The 22,547-nt window shown below is 52.4% G+C and carries 19 protein-coding genes; 11 read left to right on the top strand and 8 right to left on the bottom strand.

What is annotated here, in order from left to right; translation table 11 throughout:
* The first annotated feature begins 151 nt into the window (after positions 1–151).
* From ACLB09_RS14320 to ACLB09_RS14310, 3 genes are all read left to right on the top strand, one after another.
* On the top strand, positions 152–1,870 hold the full coding sequence (locus ACLB09_RS14320) for an ABC transporter ATP-binding protein (protein WP_410770779.1): 1,719 nt from the start codon (positions 152–154) through the stop codon (positions 1,868–1,870).
* On the top strand, positions 1,867–3,777 hold the full coding sequence (locus ACLB09_RS14315; RefSeq protein WP_410770506.1) for an ABC transporter ATP-binding protein: 1,911 nt from the start codon (positions 1,867–1,869) through the stop codon (positions 3,775–3,777). The genes ACLB09_RS14320 and ACLB09_RS14315 overlap by 4 nt, the downstream gene beginning before the upstream one ends.
* Positions 3,778–4,311: 534 nt before the next feature.
* The gene (locus ACLB09_RS14310) at positions 4,312–4,440 is read left to right on the top strand and encodes a DUF4023 domain-containing protein (RefSeq protein WP_410770505.1); all 129 of its coding nucleotides are present in this window, start codon (positions 4,312–4,314) and stop codon (positions 4,438–4,440) included.
* 109 nt (positions 4,441–4,549) lie between these two features.
* Here ACLB09_RS14310 and ACLB09_RS14305 read toward each other — a convergent pair whose 3' ends face one another.
* Complete coding sequence (locus ACLB09_RS14305; RefSeq protein ID WP_410770504.1) at positions 4,550–4,735, bottom strand: hypothetical protein; 186 nt, start codon at positions 4,733–4,735, stop codon at positions 4,550–4,552.
* A 430-nt stretch (positions 4,736–5,165) separates the two neighbouring features.
* On the opposite strand from ACLB09_RS14305, the gene ACLB09_RS14300 reads away from it, so the two are divergent.
* Positions 5,166–6,056: a GNAT family N-acetyltransferase gene (locus tag ACLB09_RS14300; protein ID WP_410770503.1), complete on the top strand. Its 891-nt coding sequence runs from the start codon at positions 5,166–5,168 to the stop codon at positions 6,054–6,056.
* Positions 6,057–6,132: 76 nt separating this feature from the next.
* Here ACLB09_RS14300 and ACLB09_RS14295 read toward each other — a convergent pair whose 3' ends face one another.
* Both ACLB09_RS14295 and ACLB09_RS14290 read right to left on the bottom strand, forming a co-directional pair.
* Entirely contained in the window at positions 6,133–6,861 is a 729-nt protein-coding gene (locus ACLB09_RS14295; RefSeq protein WP_410770502.1) for a DUF6081 family protein, read from the bottom strand.
* A gap of 40 nt (positions 6,862–6,901) precedes the next feature.
* On the bottom strand, positions 6,902–7,825 hold the full coding sequence (locus ACLB09_RS14290; protein ID WP_410770501.1) for a prenyltransferase: 924 nt from the start codon (positions 7,823–7,825) through the stop codon (positions 6,902–6,904).
* A gap of 212 nt (positions 7,826–8,037) precedes the next feature.
* Here ACLB09_RS14290 and ACLB09_RS14285 point away from each other — a divergent pair, with 212 nt between their 5' ends.
* From ACLB09_RS14285 to ACLB09_RS14270, 4 genes are all read left to right on the top strand, one after another.
* Entirely contained in the window at positions 8,038–8,544 is a 507-nt protein-coding gene (locus ACLB09_RS14285; protein WP_410770500.1) for a hypothetical protein, read from the top strand.
* Between the two features lie 294 nt (positions 8,545–8,838).
* Entirely contained in the window at positions 8,839–9,369 is a 531-nt protein-coding gene (locus ACLB09_RS14280; protein ID WP_410770499.1) for a PadR family transcriptional regulator, read from the top strand.
* A 359-nt stretch (positions 9,370–9,728) separates the two neighbouring features.
* Entirely contained in the window at positions 9,729–10,448 is a 720-nt protein-coding gene (locus ACLB09_RS14275; protein WP_410770498.1) for an ABC transporter ATP-binding protein, read from the top strand.
* Positions 10,449–10,453: 5 nt separating this feature from the next.
* Positions 10,454–11,230: an ABC transporter permease gene (locus ACLB09_RS14270; protein ID WP_410770497.1), complete on the top strand. Its 777-nt coding sequence runs from the start codon at positions 10,454–10,456 to the stop codon at positions 11,228–11,230.
* A gap of 5 nt (positions 11,231–11,235) precedes the next feature.
* On the opposite strand, the gene ACLB09_RS14265 is transcribed toward ACLB09_RS14270, so the two are convergent.
* Positions 11,236–12,348, bottom strand: a complete 1,113-nt coding sequence (locus tag ACLB09_RS14265; RefSeq protein ID WP_410770496.1) for a Gfo/Idh/MocA family protein — start codon at positions 12,346–12,348, stop codon at positions 11,236–11,238.
* A 139-nt stretch (positions 12,349–12,487) separates the two neighbouring features.
* Positions 12,488–13,435: a 1,4-dihydroxy-2-naphthoate polyprenyltransferase gene (gene menA / locus ACLB09_RS14260; protein WP_410770495.1), complete on the bottom strand. Its 948-nt coding sequence runs from the start codon at positions 13,433–13,435 to the stop codon at positions 12,488–12,490.
* A 306-nt stretch (positions 13,436–13,741) separates the two neighbouring features.
* On the opposite strand from menA, the gene ACLB09_RS14255 reads away from it, so the two are divergent.
* The 3 genes from ACLB09_RS14255 to ACLB09_RS14245 all read left to right on the top strand — a co-directional run bounded on the left by ACLB09_RS14255 (position 13,742) and on the right by ACLB09_RS14245 (position 17,603).
* Positions 13,742–16,417 (top strand): putative bifunctional diguanylate cyclase/phosphodiesterase, encoded by a 2,676-nt coding sequence (locus ACLB09_RS14255; protein ID WP_410770494.1) that lies wholly within the window; start codon positions 13,742–13,744, stop codon positions 16,415–16,417.
* A gap of 97 nt (positions 16,418–16,514) precedes the next feature.
* A complete protein-coding gene (locus ACLB09_RS14250) occupies positions 16,515–16,814 on the top strand; it encodes a hypothetical protein (protein WP_410770493.1) in 300 nt (99 codons plus the stop codon).
* A gap of 117 nt (positions 16,815–16,931) precedes the next feature.
* Positions 16,932–17,603: a DUF559 domain-containing protein gene (locus tag ACLB09_RS14245; protein WP_410770492.1), complete on the top strand. Its 672-nt coding sequence runs from the start codon at positions 16,932–16,934 to the stop codon at positions 17,601–17,603.
* 1,095 nt (positions 17,604–18,698) lie between these two features.
* Here the strand turns inward: ACLB09_RS14245 and ACLB09_RS14240 are convergent.
* From ACLB09_RS14240 to ACLB09_RS14230, 3 genes are all read right to left on the bottom strand, one after another.
* Positions 18,699–20,099 (bottom strand): diguanylate cyclase domain-containing protein, encoded by a 1,401-nt coding sequence (locus ACLB09_RS14240; RefSeq protein WP_410770491.1) that lies wholly within the window; start codon positions 20,097–20,099, stop codon positions 18,699–18,701.
* Between the two features lie 313 nt (positions 20,100–20,412).
* Positions 20,413–20,937, bottom strand: coding sequence for a hypothetical protein (locus ACLB09_RS14235; RefSeq protein ID WP_410770490.1), 525 nt, complete (start codon positions 20,935–20,937; stop codon positions 20,413–20,415).
* 219 nt (positions 20,938–21,156) lie between these two features.
* Positions 21,157–22,449, bottom strand: coding sequence for an NCS2 family permease (locus ACLB09_RS14230; protein WP_410770489.1), 1,293 nt, complete (start codon positions 22,447–22,449; stop codon positions 21,157–21,159).
* Between the last annotated feature and the right edge of the window lie 98 nt (positions 22,450–22,547).

Genomic DNA, 22,547 nt, shown 5'->3' with positions numbered 1-22,547 from the left:
GAGAATATTAGGAACGACCTGTCATCGGCGCTCCTAAACGGAATATACATAGATGCGTTATTTGGAAGGAGTGTCCCCTTTGACCGAACAAACCGAAACACCGAAAGGAAGCAACAAACGAAGGAGCAGGTCCCTTGGACATTACCGGGAAATGCTGACCCGGTACGTATTCCCCCAGCGGAAGCTCTTGATATGGCTGGCTGTCCTCCTGCTGTTGTCCATCGCTTTGCAGCTCGTGAATCCGCAGGTCATCCGCTATTTCATCGATACGGCCCAAGGGGAAGGCAGTTTGACTGCGTTGTATTATGCGGCGGCGATCTTCATCGGCTTTTCGCTGATCCAGCAGGTGATCTCCGTATGTGCGTCCTACTACAGCGAAAACCTGGGCTGGACGACGACCAACCGGCTGCGGGCCGATCTGGTGGAACATTGCCTCTCGCTCGACATGTCGTTCCATAAATCCAATACCTCCGGTGCGCTGATTGAACGGGTCGACGGGGACGTCAACGCGCTCGCCAACTTTTTCTCCAGCTTTATGATTCACCTGCTGGGCAACATCCTGCTCATGCTGGGCATTTTACTTCTATTATTCCGTGAAAATATTTGGATCGGGACGGTCATGTCCCTGTTCGTGGTGGGAGCCGTGTTTGTCATCCAGAAGATCCGCAAATTCACCGTTCCGATCTGGAAGAAATGGCGGGCTCAGAACGCCGAGCTTTACGGGTTCATCGGCGAGCACCTGGAAGGAACCGAGGATACCCGTGCCAACGGTGCTGCCGGCTATGTCATGAACCGCTTCTACGACTTGTCCCGGCGGATGCTGCCGGTGCGGATCCGGGCTTTTATGGGCTTCGGGATGATGTGGGGCACAACCATCCTCGTGTTTGCGCTCGGCAACGCCGCCGCCTTCATCGTCTGCGCCTGGCTCTGGAAACGGGGCGAGCTTACGATCGGTTCCGTTTACCTTGTCTTCTACTATACCGAGCTGCTGGCGAAGCCGATCGAAAAAATCCGCACCCAGCTCGAAGACCTGCAAAAAGCCGACGCCAGCCTCATTCGCGTCCGCGATCTGCTCGGAACGAAATCGCGAATTGCCGACGGCCCGGGCGCTCCGCTTCCGTCGGGACCCTTGTCCGTGCGGTTTAACCGCTTGACGTTCGCTTACGAAGAAGATGGCGAACCGACGCTGCACGAGTTGGAAATCTCCTTGAAGCCGGGCCAAACGCTCGGGCTACTAGGGAGAACAGGCAGCGGCAAATCGACGCTGGCCCGGCTGCTGCTGCGTTTCTATGATCCTCAAGAGGGCTCCATCGAGCTGTCCGGCGTCGATATTCGCAACTGCAAGCTGCACGAACTGCGCAGCGGGGTAGCGATGGTCACCCAAAATATCGAAATTATGGAGGGAACCGTCCGCGACAATCTCACTTTGTTCGATGACCGTATCGATGACGAAAACATTCTGGCCGTCCTAAAGGAATTAGGGCTTGAAGAATGGTACGCCTCGCTGCCGGACGGACTGGACAGCATTCTGTCTTCCGGCGGGGGAAGCCTGTCGGCGGGCGAGGCCCAACTGCTCGCCTTCGCCCGGGTATTCTTGAGCGATCCGGGACTCGTCATTCTGGATGAAGCCTCTTCCCGGCTCGATCCGCTGACCGAAAACAGGATCGAGGCGGCAATCAGCCGCCTGCTGGAAGAGCGGACGTGCATCATGATCGCCCACCGGCTCTCGACGGTACAGCGGGCCGATCAGATTTTGATCCTGGAGAGCGGCCGGATCGTAGAGAACGGTTCACGGGCGGAGCTCGCCGGCAACCCGGATTCCCGGTTCAGCCGGATGCTGGCCGTTGGACTTGAGGAGGTGCTGGCATGAGCACAAGACATTTTTTCTGGAGACTGCTCAGTTACCGGCCTGTCTTCTATTTTGCCAATCTGTTCGCGTGGATGATCATCCATATGGCTCCGTTGTTGGTGGGCCTGATTACCAAGGCCTTCTTCGACTACCTTGAGGGGAGCTATAATTTCCCTTACGGCGTCTGGGGCATCGCCGCCCTGCTTGTCGCTGCCGCGCTGGGGCGGATCGTGCTGATCGCCGGAGGCTTCTGGACCGATGCCAGCTACCGGTTCCGGATCAGCGCCCTGCTGCGGCGGAATATGCTGGCCCATGTCCTGAAGGAGCCCGGGGCCAAGGCAATTCCGTGTTCGCCGGGAGAAGCGATCAGCAATTTCCGGGACGATGTCGATCAATCGGAAGAGGCGATGAGCTGGTCGGTCGATATGTTCGGGCTGATCGGCTTCGTGATCGTATCCAGCTATATTTTGATTTCCATCGACGGGCAGATGACGTTCTTCGTGTTCGTCCCGTTGATTCTGGTCGTGACGGCGGCGCAGGTTGCCACGGCGCGGATCCAGAAATACCGCGCGGCCAGCCGCGCCGCGACGGCCAAAGTCACCAGCTCGATCAGCGAGATGTTCTCCAACGTCCAGGCGATCCAGGTCGCCGGGGCCGAATCGCGGATCGTGCGCCGGTTTGAACGGCTGAGCGACGCCCGCCGCGAGTCGATGGTCAAAGATAAGCTGATTACCGAAGCGCTGTCCTCCGTGTTCACGAATTCCGTGAATCTGGGCACCGGCCTGATTCTCGTCCTTGCCGGCTACAAAATGCGCAGCGGGACCTTCTCGGTCGGCGACTTGTCCTTATTCATTTACTATTTGACCTTCGTCACCCAACTGATCTCCAATGTGGGGAACTTCATGACGTTCTATAAACAAATGGCTATCAGCTTTGGACGTTTGAAGGATATGCTCCAGGGCGCGCCGGCCCGGATTCTGACCGCGCCGGCCTACATCGGGCTCGGCAAGCGGCGGTGGGGCGAAGCCGCGGGGCTTGCGGGCGCGGAAACTGCGGGCGGCGGGGCTGCCGCAGGGACGCGGGCCGAAATTGCCGCGGCCGATGCCAAGAGCGCGAAAGCGGCGGCGAAAGCGGGACGCGGAGGCGGGTTAGCCGCGGAGGAGGCGGCGGAGTATGTTGCGGAGCCGCTGCAAGTCTTGGAGGTAAGCGGGCTCACTTACCGCTACCCGGAAACGGGCCGGGGCATCCAGGATATCGATCTGCGGCTGTCCCGCGGATCGTTCACGGTGGTCACCGGCATGATCGGCTCCGGCAAGACGACGCTGCTGCGGGCGCTGCTCGGCCTCTTGCCGGCCGAAGGCGGCGAGATCGCCTGGAACGGCCAGCGCGTCGAGGCGCCGGCGGACTTCTTCGTTCCGCCGCAGAGCGCTTATACGGCGCAGATTCCGCGCCTGTACAGCGACAAGTTGCGGAACAACATCCTGCTCGGGTTGCCGGACGACGGCGGCAGCCTGGAGCAGGCGCTGCACGCCGCCGTCATGGAAGACGACGTGGCGCAGCTCCAGCACGGCCTCGACACGATGGTCGGGCCGCGCGGGGTCAAGCTCTCCGGCGGCCAGGTCCAGCGGACCGCGGCTGCGCGGATGCTCGTGCGCGACGCACAGCTGTACGTGTTCGACGACCTGTCGAGCGCGCTCGACGTCGAAACCGAACGCAAGCTGTGGGAGCGGCTGTTCCGCGACAGGGGCGAGGCCACCTGCCTCGTCGTGTCGCACCGCAAGGCCGCGCTCTCGCACGCGGACCACATCATCGTGCTGAAAGACGGCACGATTGAAGCCGAGGGCACGGCGGAGCAATTGCTCGCCGTGAGCGACAGCTTCCGCCAGCTCTGGCACGGCGAAGAAAGGCCGGCTCCAGTTCAGGCCTAACGGACCTGAACCCTGACCTGAGCCTGCTGACAATTGAATTCCATTATCGCAAAAAGATGCAAGAATGCAGTAATTCAGGCCAGTCTATCAGACCGTAAGCCTAATTACTGCAAAAGTGCATCTTTTTTGCTGAGTTTGCGGCTATATGGGCGAATATTTGTGATAATGATGTACTTTTGCATTATTAATGCTTACTTCGTCCTGGCGTCGAAAAAATTGATGTACTTTTGCAGTATTTCGGGTCGTATGAGTACTATATGCGTAAAAATAGGGTACTTGGTGCAGTGTTATGGTTTTCCAGGTAGCTTTTCCCCGTACACAGCTTTGTCAGAAGAACAGCTTAACGCAAAAGTTGCTGCTAAATGATTACTGCTGGGAGCAAACAGAAGGCCAGTTCTCCTGACACACCACCTCGGCTTTGAGCCCCGTATCCTAAAGGCGATTGCGCAGCATTCCGGGATGAAACCCTGCCGAATGTGGCATAGTAAAATTGCGAGAAACACATCGCAACGACCCTGCAAAGGAGGATGTTACGTGGAGAATTTGCATGAGTTCGTCGAGAAGATTCACGACAAGCAGGAAAAGGACGAACGCAACCGAAAGAACGGCAAAGGATCGCCTTCCGACCGCCTTCCTACCAAACAGCACGGCACCAAGAGCTAAGAATCGAACCCGTCTTGAACAAATTGGCATTCCGGTCAATAAGACAGGAGCCGCCCCCGATTTAAGCCGGGCAGGCGGCTTTCTGTTTGTTTTTAGCCAGGGTCATCCGTTAGTGATCATAAAGGTCCCTTCCGGAGATGAATTCGTTGGGAACATCGCTTCCCGGAGATGGATTGTTCTTGATTTGGCTCAGCCGTCCCGCACGGCCTTCCCCGCCATTGCCTGTGGCGGCATTTTGTCCGTTGCTGCTTCCGTTTCCGAAGCGCCGGTTATGCTTTTCTCGCTTGCTCGTCATGTTGGGACCCTCCCGATGTCTACTGTGCTGTCTCCATCCGGATTCAGCCTGTTCCTAGCCTTTGACGGAGGGAACGATTTTATTCTTGCGGGCAACGGCGCTTTAGGTTGGTGGTGCTCTTGGTGGTGCTCTTGGTGGTGCTCTTGGTGGTGCTCTTGGTGGTGCTCTTGGTGGTGCTCTTGGTGGTGCTCTGGTGGTGCTCTTGGTGGTGCTCTTGGTGGTGCTCTTGGTGGTGCTCTTGGTGGTGTGTTCAATAGCGCGCCTAACGGCGCGATTTATCGCCCTGTGGGAGGTGCGGTTAACTGTATTGTTGATATCCACCCTGTTCATGGGCTTGAATGTACAAAACAATTCCTAACCAAAGTTGATATATTTGAAAAATATACAGCCTTCTATAATGTATTTATCTATATAAAGGGAGGCTGTTCGGATGCCGATCACGTTTAGACAATATACGAATTCTCCGGGGGTGACCGAGGACTCCGACCGGATCAGGGATTTTTTGATTACCCTGGGGCCGGTTGAGTTTACTTATGCCCGCTGGGATTGGATGATCACGCATACCTCTCTCGACCAGTCGGCAGTGGGCAATATCGGGATGTGGGAACATCGCGGGGCGCTCGTAGGGGTAGCGACTTTCGATTGCCAGCTTGGTACGGCCTATTGTTTAACGTTGCCCGCTTATTCTTCTCTGAAAAAAGAAATGCTGCGGTATGCGGAGGAACATCTCGCGAAAAACGGCGAGTTTTCCATCGTGATTGCGGATACGGATCGCGATTTTCAGCAGATGGCGGCCGAACTCGGTTATTTCGCCACGGAGCATCGGGAGCACGACTCCGTGTATTATCCGGATGCCACGCCTGTCCAGTATGAGCTTCCTCCCGGGTTTACGCTCACGGGGCTGGAGAAATCCCTCGATTTGTTTCAATACGGACGCGTTCTCTGGAAAGGATTTAATCACGAGTTGAACGGCGAGGGGGAGTACCTGCACACGCCAGAGCGCGAACATGCCTTGAAAGCCGAAATGCTGCGGCCCCATGTGGATTTGAGCCTCAAGGTGGCGGCCATCGCTCCCGACGGAAGCTTCGCGGCCTATTGCGGCATGTGGTACGAACCGGAAGCCGGCTACGCCGTAGTCGAGCCAGTGGCTACCGATCCCGTTTACCGGAAGCGGGGCCTCGGAAAGGCCGTAGTCTTGGAGGGAATCCGCCGGGTTCATAGCCTCGGGGCCAAAACCGTTCTTGTCGGCTCTTCCCAAACGTTTTACTATCGAATCGGCTTCCGCCCATATGCATCCGCTACCTTATGGAGAAAAAAATGAGAGAGGACCGATCGGTCCTCTCTCATTCTCATTCTTATTCGCATTCACAGTTTAGGAAAAAAGGTGCTCCCCTCTCCTACTCCTTAATCGTCACCGTAACCGGCGACCATTCGGCGATCACGGTTTGGCCGTGAACGGATACGCTGCCTTCCGGAGTAAGGTCTTTTTCGGTCATGATGCCGAGCGCGATGGTGAACCGGTTGAATTTGATGGGAACCCCGCTCTCCCGGCGGATTTCCGTGCCGTTTACGTAGAAGACGACTTCATCGGTGCCGCGATTGTAAGTGATTTTGTACGTATTAAATTCCCGTGCTTTGAAATCCGTATCTTCCTTGAACACGCAAAAATATTTCGTCTTATCGCTACTCGGCACTTCCACACCAGGGAATGGCAGCACCGCGTAGACGCTGGCATACTTGTCGTTACCCGCAAAAAAATCGAGCGCCGCGCCGGTCGTGAAATCCAGCAAGTTCAGCGATACATAACCGTCATAAAGGTCGCCGGGCGCCGTGTTTTGCGAACGGGCGCGGATCTGCAGTTCAAAGCTGACTTCCCCGGATTCCGGGACTACGACGTCCTCCACGGAGTAGTACATATGTTTGGCATTGTCCAAAATTTGAATTTGATGGTTCTGACGGCTGAGCGGAGCACGGCAGTAAAGAATTCCGTTGCGAACGATAACTACGGCCTCCGGCTCCCGATATTCCCAAAACGATCCGTCCGGCAACGGGAAACCGCCTATTTTCCAAACTTGACCCTCATTTAATATCGTATGGAAATCACCGAATACTTTTTGTTGTTCCATCCTCTTCGACCTCGCTTCCCAAGTAAATGTAAATGAACTCTTACAATTGAATAAAACCTTGCACCAACAGCGCCGCCATCATCACCAAACCGCAGCGGATGGAGGCTTGCAGGGACGCACCCATCAGCGGCAAATAAGCCGCGGAAGGATTATGCGCTTGGAGCCGCCCGTATACCCGGTACAGGGGAATGATCGTAAGCAGCGCAAGCAAGGAGTAAAGCGGCAGGATTCCGGTCACCGCGCATAGAATTAGAAAAATATAGGCCAAAAACAATAAAGCTTTTGAGAATTGCAGCGCCCTTCTTTCGCCCCAGACGACGACCAGCGTATTTTTACCGGCCTGCTTGTCCGCCTGCCAGTGCAAAAAGTGGTGGTTGAACAGCACCAGCGTCGTCAGCAATCCGATCGGCATCGAGAGCAGCACGGATTGATAGCTTATATCTCCGGTCTGCACGTAATAGGCCCCCATTACCGGGAGCACGCCGAAGGACAGCAGAATTGCCACTTCGCTGAGCCCTTTGCCGCGGTACCCGAACCGGATCGGCGGAGCCACGTAAAAATAGGCGATCAAACCGCCCAAACCGCCAAATACAAGCACCGGCCAACCGCTATATAAACTTAAAACAACGCCGCATAGTACGGCCAGTCCAAGCAGCGACCAGGTCATCGAAGAAAACGTACGCTCCGACATCAGACCACCCGACAAAAAACCGGAGTTCGTCGAAATGACCTCCGGCGTCTCTTTGGCCATTACATCGGCCCCGTTGCGGTAATCCCATAAATCATTGATCATGTTCGAAAACAAATGCGCCGCTCCCGCGCCGATCAAAGTAATCACAAACAGCACCGGGTGGAAAACGCCTTTCCACATAAAAGCCCCCAGTGCGCCAAGAAATACAGGAACCAGCATCACGGGAATGACCTGAAACCGGGATGCCTTCCTAAAAGTTGTCCATATATTCACCCGTTGATTCACGCTCCCATGTCCTATAGTGTGTTAAAAATATCACACTTTAATTATACATGATCTTTTTCACATTGGAGCGGGAAATTTTTAGATAGCCATGAACTGGACTAAGGTCCAGTCTTTAACTTCCCCAGAGACCGAAGATACAGCGCCGCTTTTATTGTATGCTGTGAAAAGATGATTACATAGACGAAGGAGATTTGATCCACATGAACAAAAAAACCTGGCTCGGTCCCGTACTGATCCTGCTCGGCGTGTACCTGTTCTTCTTCCGCAAGGAAGCCATGAGTTCGGGCTCGCTCATCGGCCATTTCTGGCCGACGCTGTTCATTATCCCCCTGGGACTGTTTTTCCACTGGCTGTACTTCTCCCTGACGGAACGGAGAGCCCTCGGACTTCTCATTCCCGGCGGAATCCTGTTTACGGTCGGACTGGTCTGCCAAATATCCACCCTGTTCGACAGCTGGCAATACCTCTGGCCCGGCTTCATTCTGGCCCCCGCCGTCGGCCTATTCGAGTTCTACTGGTTCGGAAACCGCAACAAATGGCTGCTGATCCCGATCAATATTTTGGGCGTGCTGTCCCTGCTGTTCTTCGCCGTATTCTCATTCGGAACCCTGTATAACAAGATGATTTTAGGCCAACCGCTGCTGGCGATTGCCCTCATTGTCATCGGCGCCGGCGTCATGATCGCCCCGAAGAAGCGGCGCTTCTAGCATCAAGAAACTCAGGGCTGGGAGTTTGAACATTCTTCTAAGAAAAAGAGGGGCGTCCTATCCCTAACGGGACCGGGCACACTCCCAAGCGAATGATGGAACATTAACATTTCCCGAAGCCGGACTTGCTGCATTTTTGCGGACATGGTCCGGCTTTATTATTTTACGCTATAACTATCCGCCGCTTGACATTTCTGCTTCCTCTTTTTATAATCAAACCATAAATAACCAACGTTGGATATTCGACGTCAAAAGCAAATAATTTCTTGCCGCAATTGCTGAAGGAGAAACTTTGTGACCAATCTGATTGTATTAGCCTTACTTCGCGACAGACCCATGCACGGATACGAAATTCAGCAGCTGATCCAGACTAGCCGGGTAGACACCTGGGCCAATCTGTTGTCGGGATCAATTTACTATGCTTTGAACAAAATGGAGCAAGACGGACTGATCCGCACGGAAGCGGAGGAACGCACGGGCGCGAGGCTACGCAAAATTTACGCCATCACGGAAGCCGGAGAAGACATGTTTCAACGGATGGTCCGCGAATCGTTGACGCTGAATCCCCATTCGGTGAAATCGGATTTTTCGCTTGCGCTGAGCTGGGTAGAAACGGTTCCGAAGGAAGAAGCGATACCGCTCCTGCGGCAAAATTTACAACAGGTTGAAGAAACCCTGGCATTTTGGAAAATCGGCCGCGAGCTCAAGGGAAACCACGGCGCTATAAACGCCTTTGCGGAAGCTTCCTTCGATAACGCGATGGCTCTGCTGCAACTGGACATCGATTACTTGAACCGAATCATCGGTTTATTGGAACAATCTTGATATTTTTTCCCCTTAATTCGTTCTCTTTTGTACTCCCAACACAGACAAATCCCAAAAATGTCCACCTAAAAGTGGACACGACACAATTTAGCTACTTCAAAGATAAAAACCTATATATAGTAAATTTCGAGCGACCGGCATCTACATTTGGATTTTTTTCAAAACGGAGAAGATATCTCTTTTTCAGAATCATGTCCACCTTTTGAAAGACATTGTTTCGGATTTTTCCACGCTGGGTGGACAAATAGAAGGAGATTCCCGTAGGGGAACCATAAGCTTGCGTAGTATAGTATAGTCTATCTCTTTTTTTACCCCAATATCCAACATTGGATATATAATATTGGTCAAAGGAGGATTTAATGATGATATCACCGTCTCTATTAATCGAAGCTAAACAATTGGTCAAAAAGTATGGGCAAAAGCACGCCGTGAATGGCCTAAGCATGGAAATCCGCGAAGGGGAGGTGCTGGCCATCATCGGCCCGAACGGGGCGGGGAAATCGACGACCCTCGATCTTCTGCTGGGGCTTCGCCGTCCCGACGAAGGGTCGGTAAGCTACTGGTGCGCTGAACCGCGCCGTCATATCGGCGTTCAGCTTCAAAGCACCCCCTTCTTCCCCGGCTTTAACGCCAAGGAGAATATGGCCATGTTCGCCGCGTTTTACGGGGTAAGGCTCGCAGACCGCGACGCGCTCGGTCTGCTGGAGCGGTGCGGACTCGGGGACGCGGCGAAAACCCCGGCGGAACGGTTGTCGGGAGGACAACAGAAGCGGTTGGCCATCGCCATGGCGATGGCGCACGACCCGCAGCTTCTGTTCCTCGACGAACCGACCGCCGCCCTCGATCCGCGAGCGCGCCGCGAGGTCCGTGAACTGATTACGTCGCTGGCCGATGGCGGCACGTCCGTGGTGTTCACCTCCCACGACATGGAGGAGGTCCACAAGCTGGCCATGCGGATCGTCATGATCTGCGGCGGCTCCATCATCGCCGACGGCACGCCGGAAAGCCTGCTCGCGGAATACCGGGCAGGCGATCTGGAAGAATTATATATCCGGTTATCCGGGGATCAGGAGGAATAACTTCGATGTACACGATTTTTAAAACGATGTTACGCGGTATTGTCAGGGATACCCACACCCTATTCTGGACGATTTTGTTCCCGATCGCCATGCTTTGCGGACTGGGGCTGTATTTGAATCAACCCGGTTATTCCGAGAGACTGCTATCCGGAGTGCTCACGATGAATGTATTGTTCGGGTCCACGATGGTCACCGCATTCAACGTAATGGCGCACCGCAACCGCGGCGTTTATAAGCTGCTGCGGGCAACCCCGTTCTCCATCGCTGCGTTTATCACGGCTACGACGGGGGCCCGGACGGCGCTGACCTTAGTTGTGAGCGCATGCATCCTGATCACCGGCACGCTACTGTTCGGGATCGGTCTCGGCGCAGAAAACCTGCTAGGCATCCTTCTGGTGCTGCTCATCGGCTCGGTCTGCTTCACGGCGGTCGGTTTTCTTGCCGCCAACCTGTCCCGTGACGAGAGCAACGTCAACATGATCTCGAACCTGATCAGCTTTCCGATGCTCTTCACCAGCGAAGCATTTTACAGCTTGCAGCATGCGCCCGAATGGGTGCGGGTCTTCGGGCAGCTTCAGCCCTTCCACTATTTCGTGCGGGCCATGAACACCGCCGTTACGAGCCCTGGTGTCTTCTCCATGGATTTGTGGACCGCGCTGGCGGCCCTGGCCGGATTCGCCGTTCTATTTCTGGCCGTTGCTATCTTCACCTTCCGTTGGGACTCCGAACGGACCGCCCGGCGCGGCCTGACGTCCAAAGCAAAGCGGCACAGCATCATGTAGACCGCTTAACGTAAGAGGTCCCGCGCCCACGGTTGCCGTACGGACGTTACCGTCTCTCCCGTCTCAATAGCTTCCGCCATGAGCAGACTCAAATATTGATCCTGGGAGGCCTCCGCCAGGCTATAAAAGGACGGTCCTCCTTGAACATACTTCGCCATGTTCCGCAGGCAAACTGCCATAGCGATTTCCTCGTCGCTCAAACGGGCACCCGGAAACGGATTCCGGTACACCCACTCGGAACCGGCGAGAATACCCTCATGACAATAGCCTTCCAGGTTCCCGTCCTGTCCGGTATCCACCCTGCGAAGTTCCAGGGTGACGGGGGTCCGGTAATCCTTGAGGTACCGGATTTCCCGCCCCTCCAGTTCGCCGCGATGCCCCCGGACGAGAATCCGGTGGCGGCGGATCCAGGAGAAATACTGGTCATACGAGAAGTCGAACAGGGCGCTGCGGCCTCCGAATCGCAGCAGGGCCAAATCCTGCCTGGAGTCGGCCAGTACTTCCTTCTGCGGTAACCCGTTACGCCCCGGCCCTTTAATTAAGGGCGTCACGATTTGCTGGCCGCTGATTTCCGCTTCTTCAAAGCCGACCCCAAGCAAATGCCGGATCAGACTGACCCCGTGGTACCCGTGGCCCGCCGACACCTGAACATGGGACACTCCGCCGAGCAGTCCCGAGGAGACAACCGCCAGCCTCGCGGCATGCATCGGCTGATGAATGAACTGTTCGGCCACCTGCACGCGGCCGGCCTCGCCGACGCTGTCGTATAGCCGGAGCAATTCATCGAGGCTTACTCCGGGCGGCGTCTCCGTCAGCACCGGAATATCCAAGCCGGCCAGCCTTGCAATATACTCGGCCGCTACGCTGCGGGACAGAGACAGCACGACAAAAGAAAAATTGCGCCGTTCGAGAAACCCTTCGAGATCGGCGGTCGTTTTAACGCCCCAGCGTTGTTCCGTCTCTCGCCCTTTCGCTTCATCCCGCATCCAGATTTCACTGACTTCAAACTCGTCGGGGAGCGCCTGCGCGATCCGCAGATAAAACTCGGCGCGCCAGCCCCCTCCCATAATGCCGAAGCTGATTTTTTGACTTCCCTTTTCCGGTTGCTCCTTATGCATGTTGTCCATCTCCTCCGCTTTCTTTCAAAACCGCCACTAACCCTATCCCTTCATTTTACTACAAAAAACCGGGCAACCGCATCAGCAGCGGTCCCCCGGTTTCGTAATTGCAAATTATTCGAATTATAATGTCCGGCACTTACATCGTAATCAGAACGGCAAGCCCCAATACCGCGATGCGCGCCAAATTCGTGAGCACGAAATTTTGCACCGACAACGCGAATGTAAATTGTTTGGTCGGCTTCTCGGTGAAGGCCCGGATATTTTTGCTGACCGGAATCAGGGTCAATAAGGCCAATACCAGAAGAATCGGATTCACGCCCAGGAAAAACAAAACAAGGATATCCGCGTAAGCCGCATAATACAAAATCCGGAATAGCCCTAACGCATGCTTCCGACCGATGTATACAGGCAAGGTATACCGTTTGTTCTCGATATCTTCCTCCAAGTCGCAGATGTTGTTGGCCAGCATAATGTTCGCGATCCCGAGTATGGCGGGTATCGAGACCAGGAAAATGAGCACCACCTCCACAAGCTGAACCTGAAGCATCATGACCCCACCTTCGATTTTCAGGGAGGCGAGTCGGTCCCCCACATGAATATAAGCGGAGATAAACATAATGACGAACCCCATGAACAGTCCGGAAAATATTTCACCCAGCGGCATGCGGGAAATCGGGATCGGCCCGAAAGAATATAAGATTCCGACCGCAAACGATAATCCGCCGAGCAGCAATATCAGCCAGCCGGTGTCCAGGAACAAGGCGATGCCTGCTCCTATCGCTATAGCCAGCAGAATAACTATGATAGCGACCACGGCGCCGGGGTTCATCTTGTAGTTAACGATCGCATTATGAATCTCGTAGCCGTAACCGTGCTTTTTGGAAGCTTTTTTGTAATCGTAGTAGTTGTTGATTGCGGTTGTTGCCATATCAAAGCTTAGCAGCGAAAGCAGCATTAAGATAAAATGTCCTGTCTGGAATTCATGAAAACGAAATAAAGCATAAATCGTGCCCAACAAAAAGGGAATCATGCTGGCCGCTTTCGTCTGGATCTCCACCAGCTTGAGGAATTTTCGTAACGCCATCTCCATCATCCTTTTGCAATATCTTAAAAAGATGATATCTAATTTTTTAAGTAAATTCTGTCTTAAAAGTCCTTGACAAACGAGGGTATCCAATGAAAAAAATGGGGATCATCCGGCGTATGTCCTCATCTGATGCGTAAACATAGTGATTGGAAAGTTATTCAACGCCTTTTTAAAAAAATAAAGGATATTTATCTAATTATGTAGAATGAAAAATAGGTATTAAGTACTGTACCTCATATCTCCTACTCACTATCATCTATCCAATACTCTTACCACTTTTTGGCTATAGGGGGATCCCCGGGTATGACGCAAAAGAGATACTCGTCTCTGCTTCTGCCTGCTGTATTTCTGGCAGGACTAGCGCTCGCTTTGTTTTGCGAGTTTCATGAGTTGCATCTGATTTTCGGATTATCGCTGACCTTCACCAATATCGCCCTGCTGCTGCTCATCCGTTGCTATGGGAACGTATACGGCCTTACTGCCGCTACTTTCGTATATGTCGTATCCATTTTCCTTTGGGACAAGCCGTATTTTCAGGCCATCTCTCTGCTGGAATTAGCGGTACTCGGCCTGCTTCTGCGTTGGACCAAACGAGACCGGATGATCCTGGCGGACGGCCTGTTCTGGCTGCTGATCGGTAGTCCTGTCATTCTGGGCGCCTACTATTTTACATACCATACGGTAACGTTCGAGCTTGGGTTGATGATCATTATTTCAGCGGCCAACGGATTGTTCAACGTGCTGTTCGCGGATATTTTATGGAGATATTTGCCGAAACGCAGGTTCAAAAGAGGGGCCTCCTCGCAGCAAAGTCCGCTTTATTTCAGCAAGGTCCTTTTTCATATCATGATTATCTCGATCGCACTGCCCTTTCTGTTCTACATAGTCAATAACAGCTGGAATACATATGCCTCGGTATCGAATCATTCGCTTCAACTTGCCTCTAACACCGGCAAATCCATTTCGGAGGAGATTCGTGACTGGGATCCGGACACCCTTGCGACTACGTTATCTCCAAACACTTCCCAAGCCAGGGAGCTGCAAAATCTGACCCGGCGATACGCTTCCGACAATCAGTACCGGCTCATTATTACCGGTCCCGAAGGAAACGTAATCGCAGACAGCGGGAACGGCGGCGATGCCGCTGCTTTGGCCAGTTCGGTACCCGCCCGGTCGGACTATGTGATCCAGGACAATTTTTTCTTAAGCATGCCGGTGAAGAATCAACAGATCCTGCCGGATCAGGAATGGCATGACGCCAATTACATATATAATGCGGATCTCGGTCCCTTGCCTCTCAGTTTGACGGTTCTGGTCCCGATGCAGCAATATCAGGAACAGATATACAAGCAGTACCTGGGACAATTCATGTTTCTTTTGCTTTTCTTTTTCTTTGCAGCCGTAGCCGGTCATATCATGAACCGCCAGCTGCTGCAAAGTTTAACCCAATTGACGGAGCTGACGACCAATCTTCCGGGGAAGTTATTTTCCGAAAACAAGACGGATTGGCCGAAAAGCCGAATCCACGAGATTCGCTCGCTCATCCGCAATTTCCGGGAGATGTCGAACAAGCTGGTACATATGATTCAAGATTCGCAGCAAAACAACTTGTTGCTCAAAGAGCAAACAAACCGGCTGCAACACTCGGAAAAAAAGCTGCACAGCCTGGCTTATTACGATGAATTAACGGGGTTGCCGAACCGGCTTCATTTCCTGGAGTACACCAAATCGCTGAACCTGGACAACCCGGACAGTAACTTGCCTTTTGCCGTCATGTTTGCCGACTTGAACCGCTTCAAACAAGTCAACGACACCTTGGGGCATACGGTTGGCGACCGGCTTCTGAGAAAAGTCGCACGACGTTTCTCCGGTATCGTCTCCGAGCAGTGCAAGGTGTTCCGGTTAAGCGGCGACGAGTTCCTGTTTGTCCTGCATTATGAGGATATTTCGGATGTTCAGCGAATTGCGCAACATATTTGCGACTGTCTTGATGAGCCTTTCGAGATTAACGGAAGGTCCTTGTATATGTCCGTCAGCGTCGGGATCAGCGTATTTCCGTTCGACGGGGGGGAGATGGACATCATCATGCGAAACGCGGATATCGCCATGTATGTAGCAAAGGAGCAAGGCGACGGCTTCTATCATTTTTATGACAGCCTGATCGAAAATCAGCGCGCGGAAAATATGCAGCTTGAAAATGATCTGAAGAGCGCGCTCCATGGCGAGCAATTCACGTTATATTATCAGCCGAAGATCGATGCGGAAAGCGGAGACGTGATCGGCGCCGAGGCGTTGATTCGCTGGATGCACCCGGACTACGGTGTGGTTTCTCCCGCGAAGTTTATTCCTCTGGCGGAAAACTCGGGAATCATTCTGGATATCGACGAATGGGTGCTTCGCGAAGCCTGCCGCCAAAACAAAGTCTGGCAATCCCAGGGGCTTGCCAAATTTCCCGTAGCGGTAAATATCTCCGCACGGCATTTCTACCAAAGCAACCTCGTTCCTTTGATTACCCGGATTCTTCATGAAACGGGGCTGGAGCCGGAATGGCTCGTTCTTGAAATCACCGAGGGTACGCTGATCCGTAACGTGGAATACGGCGTCCAGATCATGGAGGACTTGCGCAAGATGGGCATCCATATCTCCATGGACGATTTTGGAACCGGCTATTCCTCGCTCAGCCAACTGGACCGCCTGCCGATCAGCGAGATGAAGCTGGACCGTTCCTTTATCCAGGGCCTGATGGATGATTCCAAAAAATCGTCCATCGTCCGTGCGGTGATCGAACTCGGCCATCATATGGATCTCCGGGTCGTAGCCGAAGGGATCGAGTCGCCGGATGAGCTCAACTACCTGACTGAATTGGAGTGCGACCAGTTCCAGGGATATTATTTCAGCAAACCGCTGCCGAGCGCCGAGTTTTCCAAATTCGTACATCATTGGGACGGCTCGGCGTTGGCGATCGAACCGCCTGCCTGATGGTCTTTTTTGCAGATATTCGTTTGCGGCTCCTCATGGGATAAGTTACAATGCATACATACAGCAGTCTTACACAAATTTACATACGGAATGCGGGGTGGGGACAATAGGTTCGTTTCAAAGAGAAGACCTCATCGGTTCGTTGATTTTCCTCTTGATTTTAATTGTCGTCGCCTGGATCAATTTACGCAAAATGAAAACGGGCGCCTATGATTTCAAAGCGCTCCGCAAGCGGGGTCTGATGTGGACGGAAATTGCCCTCGTTCTGTTCTTTATGCAATTTATTTTGCGCAAAGGCGATAACCGGTTTCTGCTGGTGCTCGGCATGGTCGTGCTGTTTGCCGCCAGCCAGTGGCTGGGCGCGATTTATTATGATCGGAAGAGGAATAGGCGATAATAAGCAATCTAACCATTTTAATATTTGCAAGCAAGTGACGAAGAACGTCCCGTTCCCCTCCTAAAAAAAGAGGTGGAGTCGGGACGTTTTTTTATATTTTTAAGAGGGGTGTTTAGGATGGAATTCGAGACAGCACATGCTTCATTTATTGAATACCATTTGCAAAGGAGGACTGGTGAACGTAAAGGCCGCTTGGCCAGAGGTCATCGGGAAGCCGAGAAATTGTTCTGCGCCAACGTCTGGTGGCCGCTTCGAAAGGATTTTGCCGGCCTGCACCCGGAATTCGAAGTCCTTGATTGGCGGGGGCTTTCCTATTTCTGCGATTTCATGTTCCTCTCCGGCCAGATTAGGCTAGTGATTGAGATTAAAGGGTTCGGTACGCACGTAAGGGATATGGACAGGCAAAAATATTGCTACGAGTTGAACCGGGAAACTTTTCTGACCGCATTAGGGTATCAAGTCATCTCTTTCGCATATGACGATGTCGCTCATCGCCCTGAATTATGCATAACCTTGCTGCGAATGGTGCTTAGCCGTTATCAACCCGAATCATCTTCCCAAGTCAGCGTCAAAAGTGTTGCGGAAAGGGAAATTATCCGGCTTGCATTCCAGCTTGCCAGACCTTTGCGCCCGATCGATGTGGAGACTCACCTATCCATGAACCATCGTACCGCAGTGCGAATCCTGCACTCACTCTGCACGAAAGGCCTATTCACCCCTGTAACTGGCGGAGAAGGCAAATACGTCGTGAGATACGAACTCCACCCGAGCGCAGCACAGCAATTATAGTTAGTTGGGTTGGTTGGTGGGTTGTGGGTTGGTGAGTTGAGTCGGTAGGCATGAATCAGATTGCGGTGGGCTGGCGTGCAATGAATCGCGTGCGTCAGATCGCACTGATGAGTATTAGTTACTGGTGAGCGTTAGTTGCATTGGTGAGCGTTAGCTGCATAATTTGCGTCCATTAGATTACATGGCTTGAGCTAGATTATCCTCGTATTGGCTAAATACTGCAATATTACATCATTTAAACTACTTTACTTATCAAACAGGGAGTTTTGCTGCAAAAGTACATCATTCTGCCAGTAAAACTCCCTTTTTTGTGATTTTACCGCGAAATTACTGCACAATTGCAGTATTTACCTTAGCTCCAGGAAACACAAACGTAAAAAAACTGCACTTTTGCAGTAATGGTGCTGACTAGTTAACCTCCATCGACCTAATCCAACTTAATTAGAGTTTTCAACTATAGAAAGAAGGCTCTGGGAGGACATAGATAGGCATGCGTTAGATAGGTGATAGTTTAATTACGGTTGGTTTGGACTGTAGAATGGTTTGCTGTAGATTGGTTTACGATAGGTTGGGTTGCGGTAGGTTGGTTTGTGGTAGGTTAGTTTACGGTAGGTTTGTTTTGCGGTGGATTGCGATGAAGTGGTTTGCTGTAGATTGGTTTACTGTAGGTTGGTTTGAGTTGGCTGGGTTGATGAATCGAGGCGACAGGCTTGTGTTGAATTGAGGCGAGTTCGCTTGCAATGAATCATAACGTACGTCCGATTGACTGATTAGCGTTAAGTTACGCGATTTGTGTGCGTCATTAGATGGATAGGTTCGAGCTTCATTGCATCCGATTTGCAAAATACTGCAATATTACATCATTTCAGTCACTTTACTCAACAAAAAGGGAGTTTTGCTGCAAAAGTACATTATTCTTCCAGCAGAACTCCCCGTTTTGTGATTTTTCCGCGAAAATCCTGCACAATTGCAGTATTTCCCTTAGTCCCAAGAAACTCAAACGCAAAAAACTGCACTTTTGCAGCAAAATTCTAACCATGCTAGCAATTTAGTTAATCCAGCGCACCAAGCAGTGCCAACTCTGCTCCTTATACATTAAACATACGAGGTGACACCGGAGGATGCCGCATTAATAAAGTAGCGGTTGCGCCCTTCCCGCTTTGCTTCATACATCGCCTCATCCGCCTCCCGGATGAGCTGGTCCAGATCGCAAGGGCCGCCTTCGTACACGCATACCCCGATGCTCGGCGTTGCCACGAGCGGATAGCCCTGGTAATGAAAAGGGCTGGAGAGGCTGGCGATAATCCGTTCCGCCACCTTGGAAGCGTGTCTTGCATCGCTATGGGACAGCAAAAGAAGGAACTCGTCTCCGCCAAGCCGGCAGACCATATCGGTATCCCGGATATGACCGGACAGCCTTCCGGCAATTTCCTTCAAGAGCAGATCGCCCGCGCTGTGGCCGAATGCGTCGTTGACTTCCTTGAAATTGTCAAGATCGATAAACATGATCGTCAAAAGGGACGTGCCCTCGTGTATGTATTGATCAAAACGCATATTGAACATCGCCCGGTTAGGAAGGCCGGTCAATTCATCGTGGTAAGCCAGATACTCGACCTGCTCCTCCAGCCTCTTCCGTTCCGTGATATCGATAATGACGCCTTCAAGCCTCTCTAAATGACCAAGCTCGTTAAAATAGGGGTTCCCCCGGATTTGAGTCCAGCGGTATTCACCGTCTTGATGGACAATCCGGCACTCCGTCACAATGCTTCGCTTATCCAGGACCATTTCTTTTTGGGCCTGCATGATGCGGGGCTTGTCCGCCGTCAAGACAATGTCGGTCAAGAGCCGGTAATCGCCCTTAAAAGCCTCCGAGGGCATCCCGCTAATATGAACAATGCCTTCGGACAGATGCATGATGCCATCGCTAAAATTATACGACCAGGTCGCAATCTCGACGTTTTCCAGAATGCTGCTGAGCTGGTCTCCGGTTTTTTCGGCCTTCAGCCACAGGGATTTGGTGAATTTCGTGAAAAACAAAGAGAACGTAGTCGAAAACAGCCCGAACGCAATGATATAGACTACATCGCTTCGCTCCACCGCCGCAAACATTTCATCATGCAGTGCGTAAAACATATAGATGGCTGTGGCAAGGTATAAGATGCCTGACAGTAAAACCGCCCTAAGATCGAGATATAAAAGAGTGAACAAGGGAATGAGTCCCAGAAATATAAAATTAACGAGATAGGGATATTTCAAAGTGAGGCTCATCAAAAAAACGTAAAGCGACGCCACCATCAAAAACATGGCGAGCTCCGGAACGCGGCGACTTGCCACAAGCACCAGCAAACCAATTCCCAGAAGGAGTCCGACCGGTGGATATAGGACGTATATGCTTTTATCTACAATCACGTTGACTAAGAGCGAAATCAAATAAAAGCTCCAAAGCAGCTTCAGCATCAGTACATTTCGCCGGTGAATTTCTTGTACCCTATTCATGATCCGTTCACGCTCTCCAAAAATAGTAATAAAGAACTAGATTCACTTTCTTCCATATTACACCTTTGGGAATTATAAGGGTACTGTTTTATGAAAAAATCTACTTCTCCGAAACCCGTCTTACGGCTTGCGGCCCCAGCAATATCAGTCAAAAAACAGTTATTTGCGAAAAATCCCCTCTCGGACAACAAGGAAATCCATCTCGCTTGGATGGGTTCGTTCACTTGCTTTCCAAAAGGGGATTGCCCTATATTTTCATTCCCTCTGGTCCTCTTTTCCTACTTAGGAACCGTCTCAAGCCGCTTAGTATACATTAAGGCACATACTGTTGCACAATGCCGGTTACCTGCCCGTTTTCGATTGTCAAATGATAAGGGAAAAGGCTCACATCAAAAACGTCGGTTTGCCGGAGCAGACGGTCCAGTTGTTCCAGACTCACCGGCTCGTTCCACGAAATATCGGCATCTTCAACACTACCGGTACGATCATAGATTTGCATCAGGACTTGAGCATTCTTGGCTACGGGATAACGCTCCAGTCGTTCATCCTCATTCACGATATAATAACCGTCCGGAGGGCCGTCGATGCCGGCATCCGGTTCGAATTTGGCGAACACGGCCTCGGCTTCTTTCCCGGTGTACCATTGTATGGGATCGACCGTGATTTCACCACCGTCCGGTCCGAGATTCAGCCGGTCGATATAGACGGTCAAGTGCCGCGATTCCCGGAGTGCGTCCGGTGATTGTTCCGTTTTGGCGGCTCCTGAACTGGACGTAGTTAACGAAGACATTACAACAATAAGGAATAAGGGGAGCAGAACCGTCATTAATTTTTTCATTGCAAGGTTCCCGCCTTTCCGGTCTTCACTATGGACTTATGAACGAAACTTCGATACACCGACCGACAAGTTATACCTGACGTTTATAAGTATAAATAACCTTTTTTCAAACGTTTAAACACGAAGTATTATTTATATTTCCATTATATGATCACACTGCCGGAAAAGGGTCACAACCAGGTTAAATCCGGTGACAAAATCTTTTTCTTTGAAGGCGTTTTAATGCGCCGGGAAAAACGCCAGCTGGATGACGAAGATCACTCCGAAGACATAGAGCAGCGGATGCACTTCCCGACCTTTTCCGCTGACGAGCTTCATCACGGGGTAGGTGATAAAACCGATAGCGATGCCGGTCGCAATGCTGGCGGTTAATGGCATCATCAGCAGGATAGCGAAGGCCGGAAATGCTTCGTCAAAAGATTTCCATTGAATCCGGGCCAGACCCTCCATCATAAAGCAGCCCACAATGATCAGGGCCGGTGCCGTGATGGCCGGCAAAGAAGAGATCGCCCCTACCAGCGGCGAGACGAAGATGGACAACAGGAACAGAACCGCTACGACCAGGGAGGTCAATCCGGTCCGTCCGCCTGCGGCTACCCCGGTTGTCGACTCGATGAACGCGGTCGTCGGGCTCGTGCCGAACATCGAGCCGACCGTCGTCGCCGTCGCGTCCGCCAGCAGCGCCGATTTGGCGCGCGGGAATTCGCCGTTCTTCATCGTGCCTGTTTGCTCCGCCACGCCGATCAGGGTACCCGTTGTATCGAACAGCGTTACGAGCAGGAAGGCGAATACGGTGGAATACAGCCCTTGGCTGAAAACGCCGGGAATGTCCATGTCAAAAAAGACCGGCATCGGCGGAGCGGAAACGACGCCGCCGTCAAAATGAAGCTGACCCGTCAAATATCCGATCACCGCGGTCAGCGCCATGCCGATAAAGAGCGCACCCGGAATACGGCGCGCCATCAGGACGAGCGTAACGAAGACGCCGAAAATCGTCAGCAGCGTTACCGAACGGTGCAGGTCGCCGAAGGTAACGAGGTTGTCGGGGCTGGCGACAACGATGCCGGACATTTTCAGGCCGAGAAAAGCGATAAACAGGCCGATCCCGGCCGTGATGCCGAATTTGAGCGAATCGGGAATGGCGCGGATCAGCGCTTCCCGGAGCTTGGTCAGGCTGAGCAGCAGAAACAGTATGCCGGCGATAAACACGGTGCCGAGCACGGTTTGGTAAGTTAAGCCGGTGGATGCGACGACGCTGGTGAAATAAGCGTTAAGCCCCATCCCCGGAGCGATGGCGATCGGGTGATTGGCGAAAAGCGCCATGAACAGCGTGCCGACGACGGCGGAAATGACCGTTGCCATGAACACCTGGTCGAACGGAATTCCGGCGGCGTGCAGTACGGCCGGATTGACGACCAGAATGTAAGCCATGGCCAGGAAGGTGGTCACCCCCGCCAGCAGTTCCGTTTTGACGGTGGTACCGTGTTGTTTTAACTTGAAAAATTTATTCATATGGCTCTCCCTTTCTTATGTAAAGCTACTTGTTGTTAGCCCTCTAGTATTGTCCGCTTATCCCCTATCGTCGTCAAGCGACCAAGGATTAATTCCAC

It is taken from the genome of Fontibacillus forbon (assembly GCF_046559655.1).
GTDB lineage: Bacteria > Bacillota > Bacilli > Paenibacillales > Paenibacillaceae > Fontibacillus.
This window is presented reverse-complemented; position numbering and strand designations above follow the sequence as displayed.

What these genes read in the sequence shown, in the direction of transcription:
- ACLB09_RS14300 (WP_410770503.1), top strand. Translation starts at nt 5,166, where the DNA reads ATGCCGATCACGTTTAGACAATATACGAATTCTCCGGGGGTGACCGAG.
- ACLB09_RS14270 (WP_410770497.1), top strand. Translation starts at nt 10,454, where the DNA reads ATGTACACGATTTTTAAAACGATGTTACGCGGTATTGTCAGGGATACC.
- ACLB09_RS14320 (WP_410770779.1), top strand. Translation starts at nt 152, where the DNA reads ATGCTGACCCGGTACGTATTCCCCCAGCGGAAGCTCTTGATATGGCTG.
- ACLB09_RS14285 (WP_410770500.1), top strand. Translation starts at nt 8,038, where the DNA reads ATGAACAAAAAAACCTGGCTCGGTCCCGTACTGATCCTGCTCGGCGTG.
- ACLB09_RS14245 (WP_410770492.1), top strand. Translation starts at nt 16,932, where the DNA reads ATGGAATTCGAGACAGCACATGCTTCATTTATTGAATACCATTTGCAA.
- ACLB09_RS14295 (WP_410770502.1), bottom strand. Translation starts at nt 6,861, where the DNA reads ATGGAACAACAAAAAGTATTCGGTGATTTCCATACGATATTAAATGAG.
- ACLB09_RS14235 (WP_410770490.1), bottom strand. Translation starts at nt 20,937, where the DNA reads ATGAAAAAATTAATGACGGTTCTGCTCCCCTTATTCCTTATTGTTGTA.
- ACLB09_RS14315 (WP_410770506.1), top strand. Translation starts at nt 1,867, where the DNA reads ATGAGCACAAGACATTTTTTCTGGAGACTGCTCAGTTACCGGCCTGTC.
- menA (WP_410770495.1), bottom strand. Translation starts at nt 13,435, where the DNA reads ATGGCGTTACGAAAATTCCTCAAGCTGGTGGAGATCCAGACGAAAGCG.
- ACLB09_RS14255 (WP_410770494.1), top strand. Translation starts at nt 13,742, where the DNA reads ATGACGCAAAAGAGATACTCGTCTCTGCTTCTGCCTGCTGTATTTCTG.
- ACLB09_RS14240 (WP_410770491.1), bottom strand. Translation starts at nt 20,099, where the DNA reads ATGAATAGGGTACAAGAAATTCACCGGCGAAATGTACTGATGCTGAAG.
- ACLB09_RS14275 (WP_410770498.1), top strand. Translation starts at nt 9,729, where the DNA reads ATGATGATATCACCGTCTCTATTAATCGAAGCTAAACAATTGGTCAAA.
- ACLB09_RS14265 (WP_410770496.1), bottom strand. Translation starts at nt 12,348, where the DNA reads ATGCATAAGGAGCAACCGGAAAAGGGAAGTCAAAAAATCAGCTTCGGC.
- ACLB09_RS14230 (WP_410770489.1), bottom strand. Translation starts at nt 22,449, where the DNA reads ATGAATAAATTTTTCAAGTTAAAACAACACGGTACCACCGTCAAAACG.
- ACLB09_RS14305 (WP_410770504.1), bottom strand. Translation starts at nt 4,735, where the DNA reads ATGACGAGCAAGCGAGAAAAGCATAACCGGCGCTTCGGAAACGGAAGC.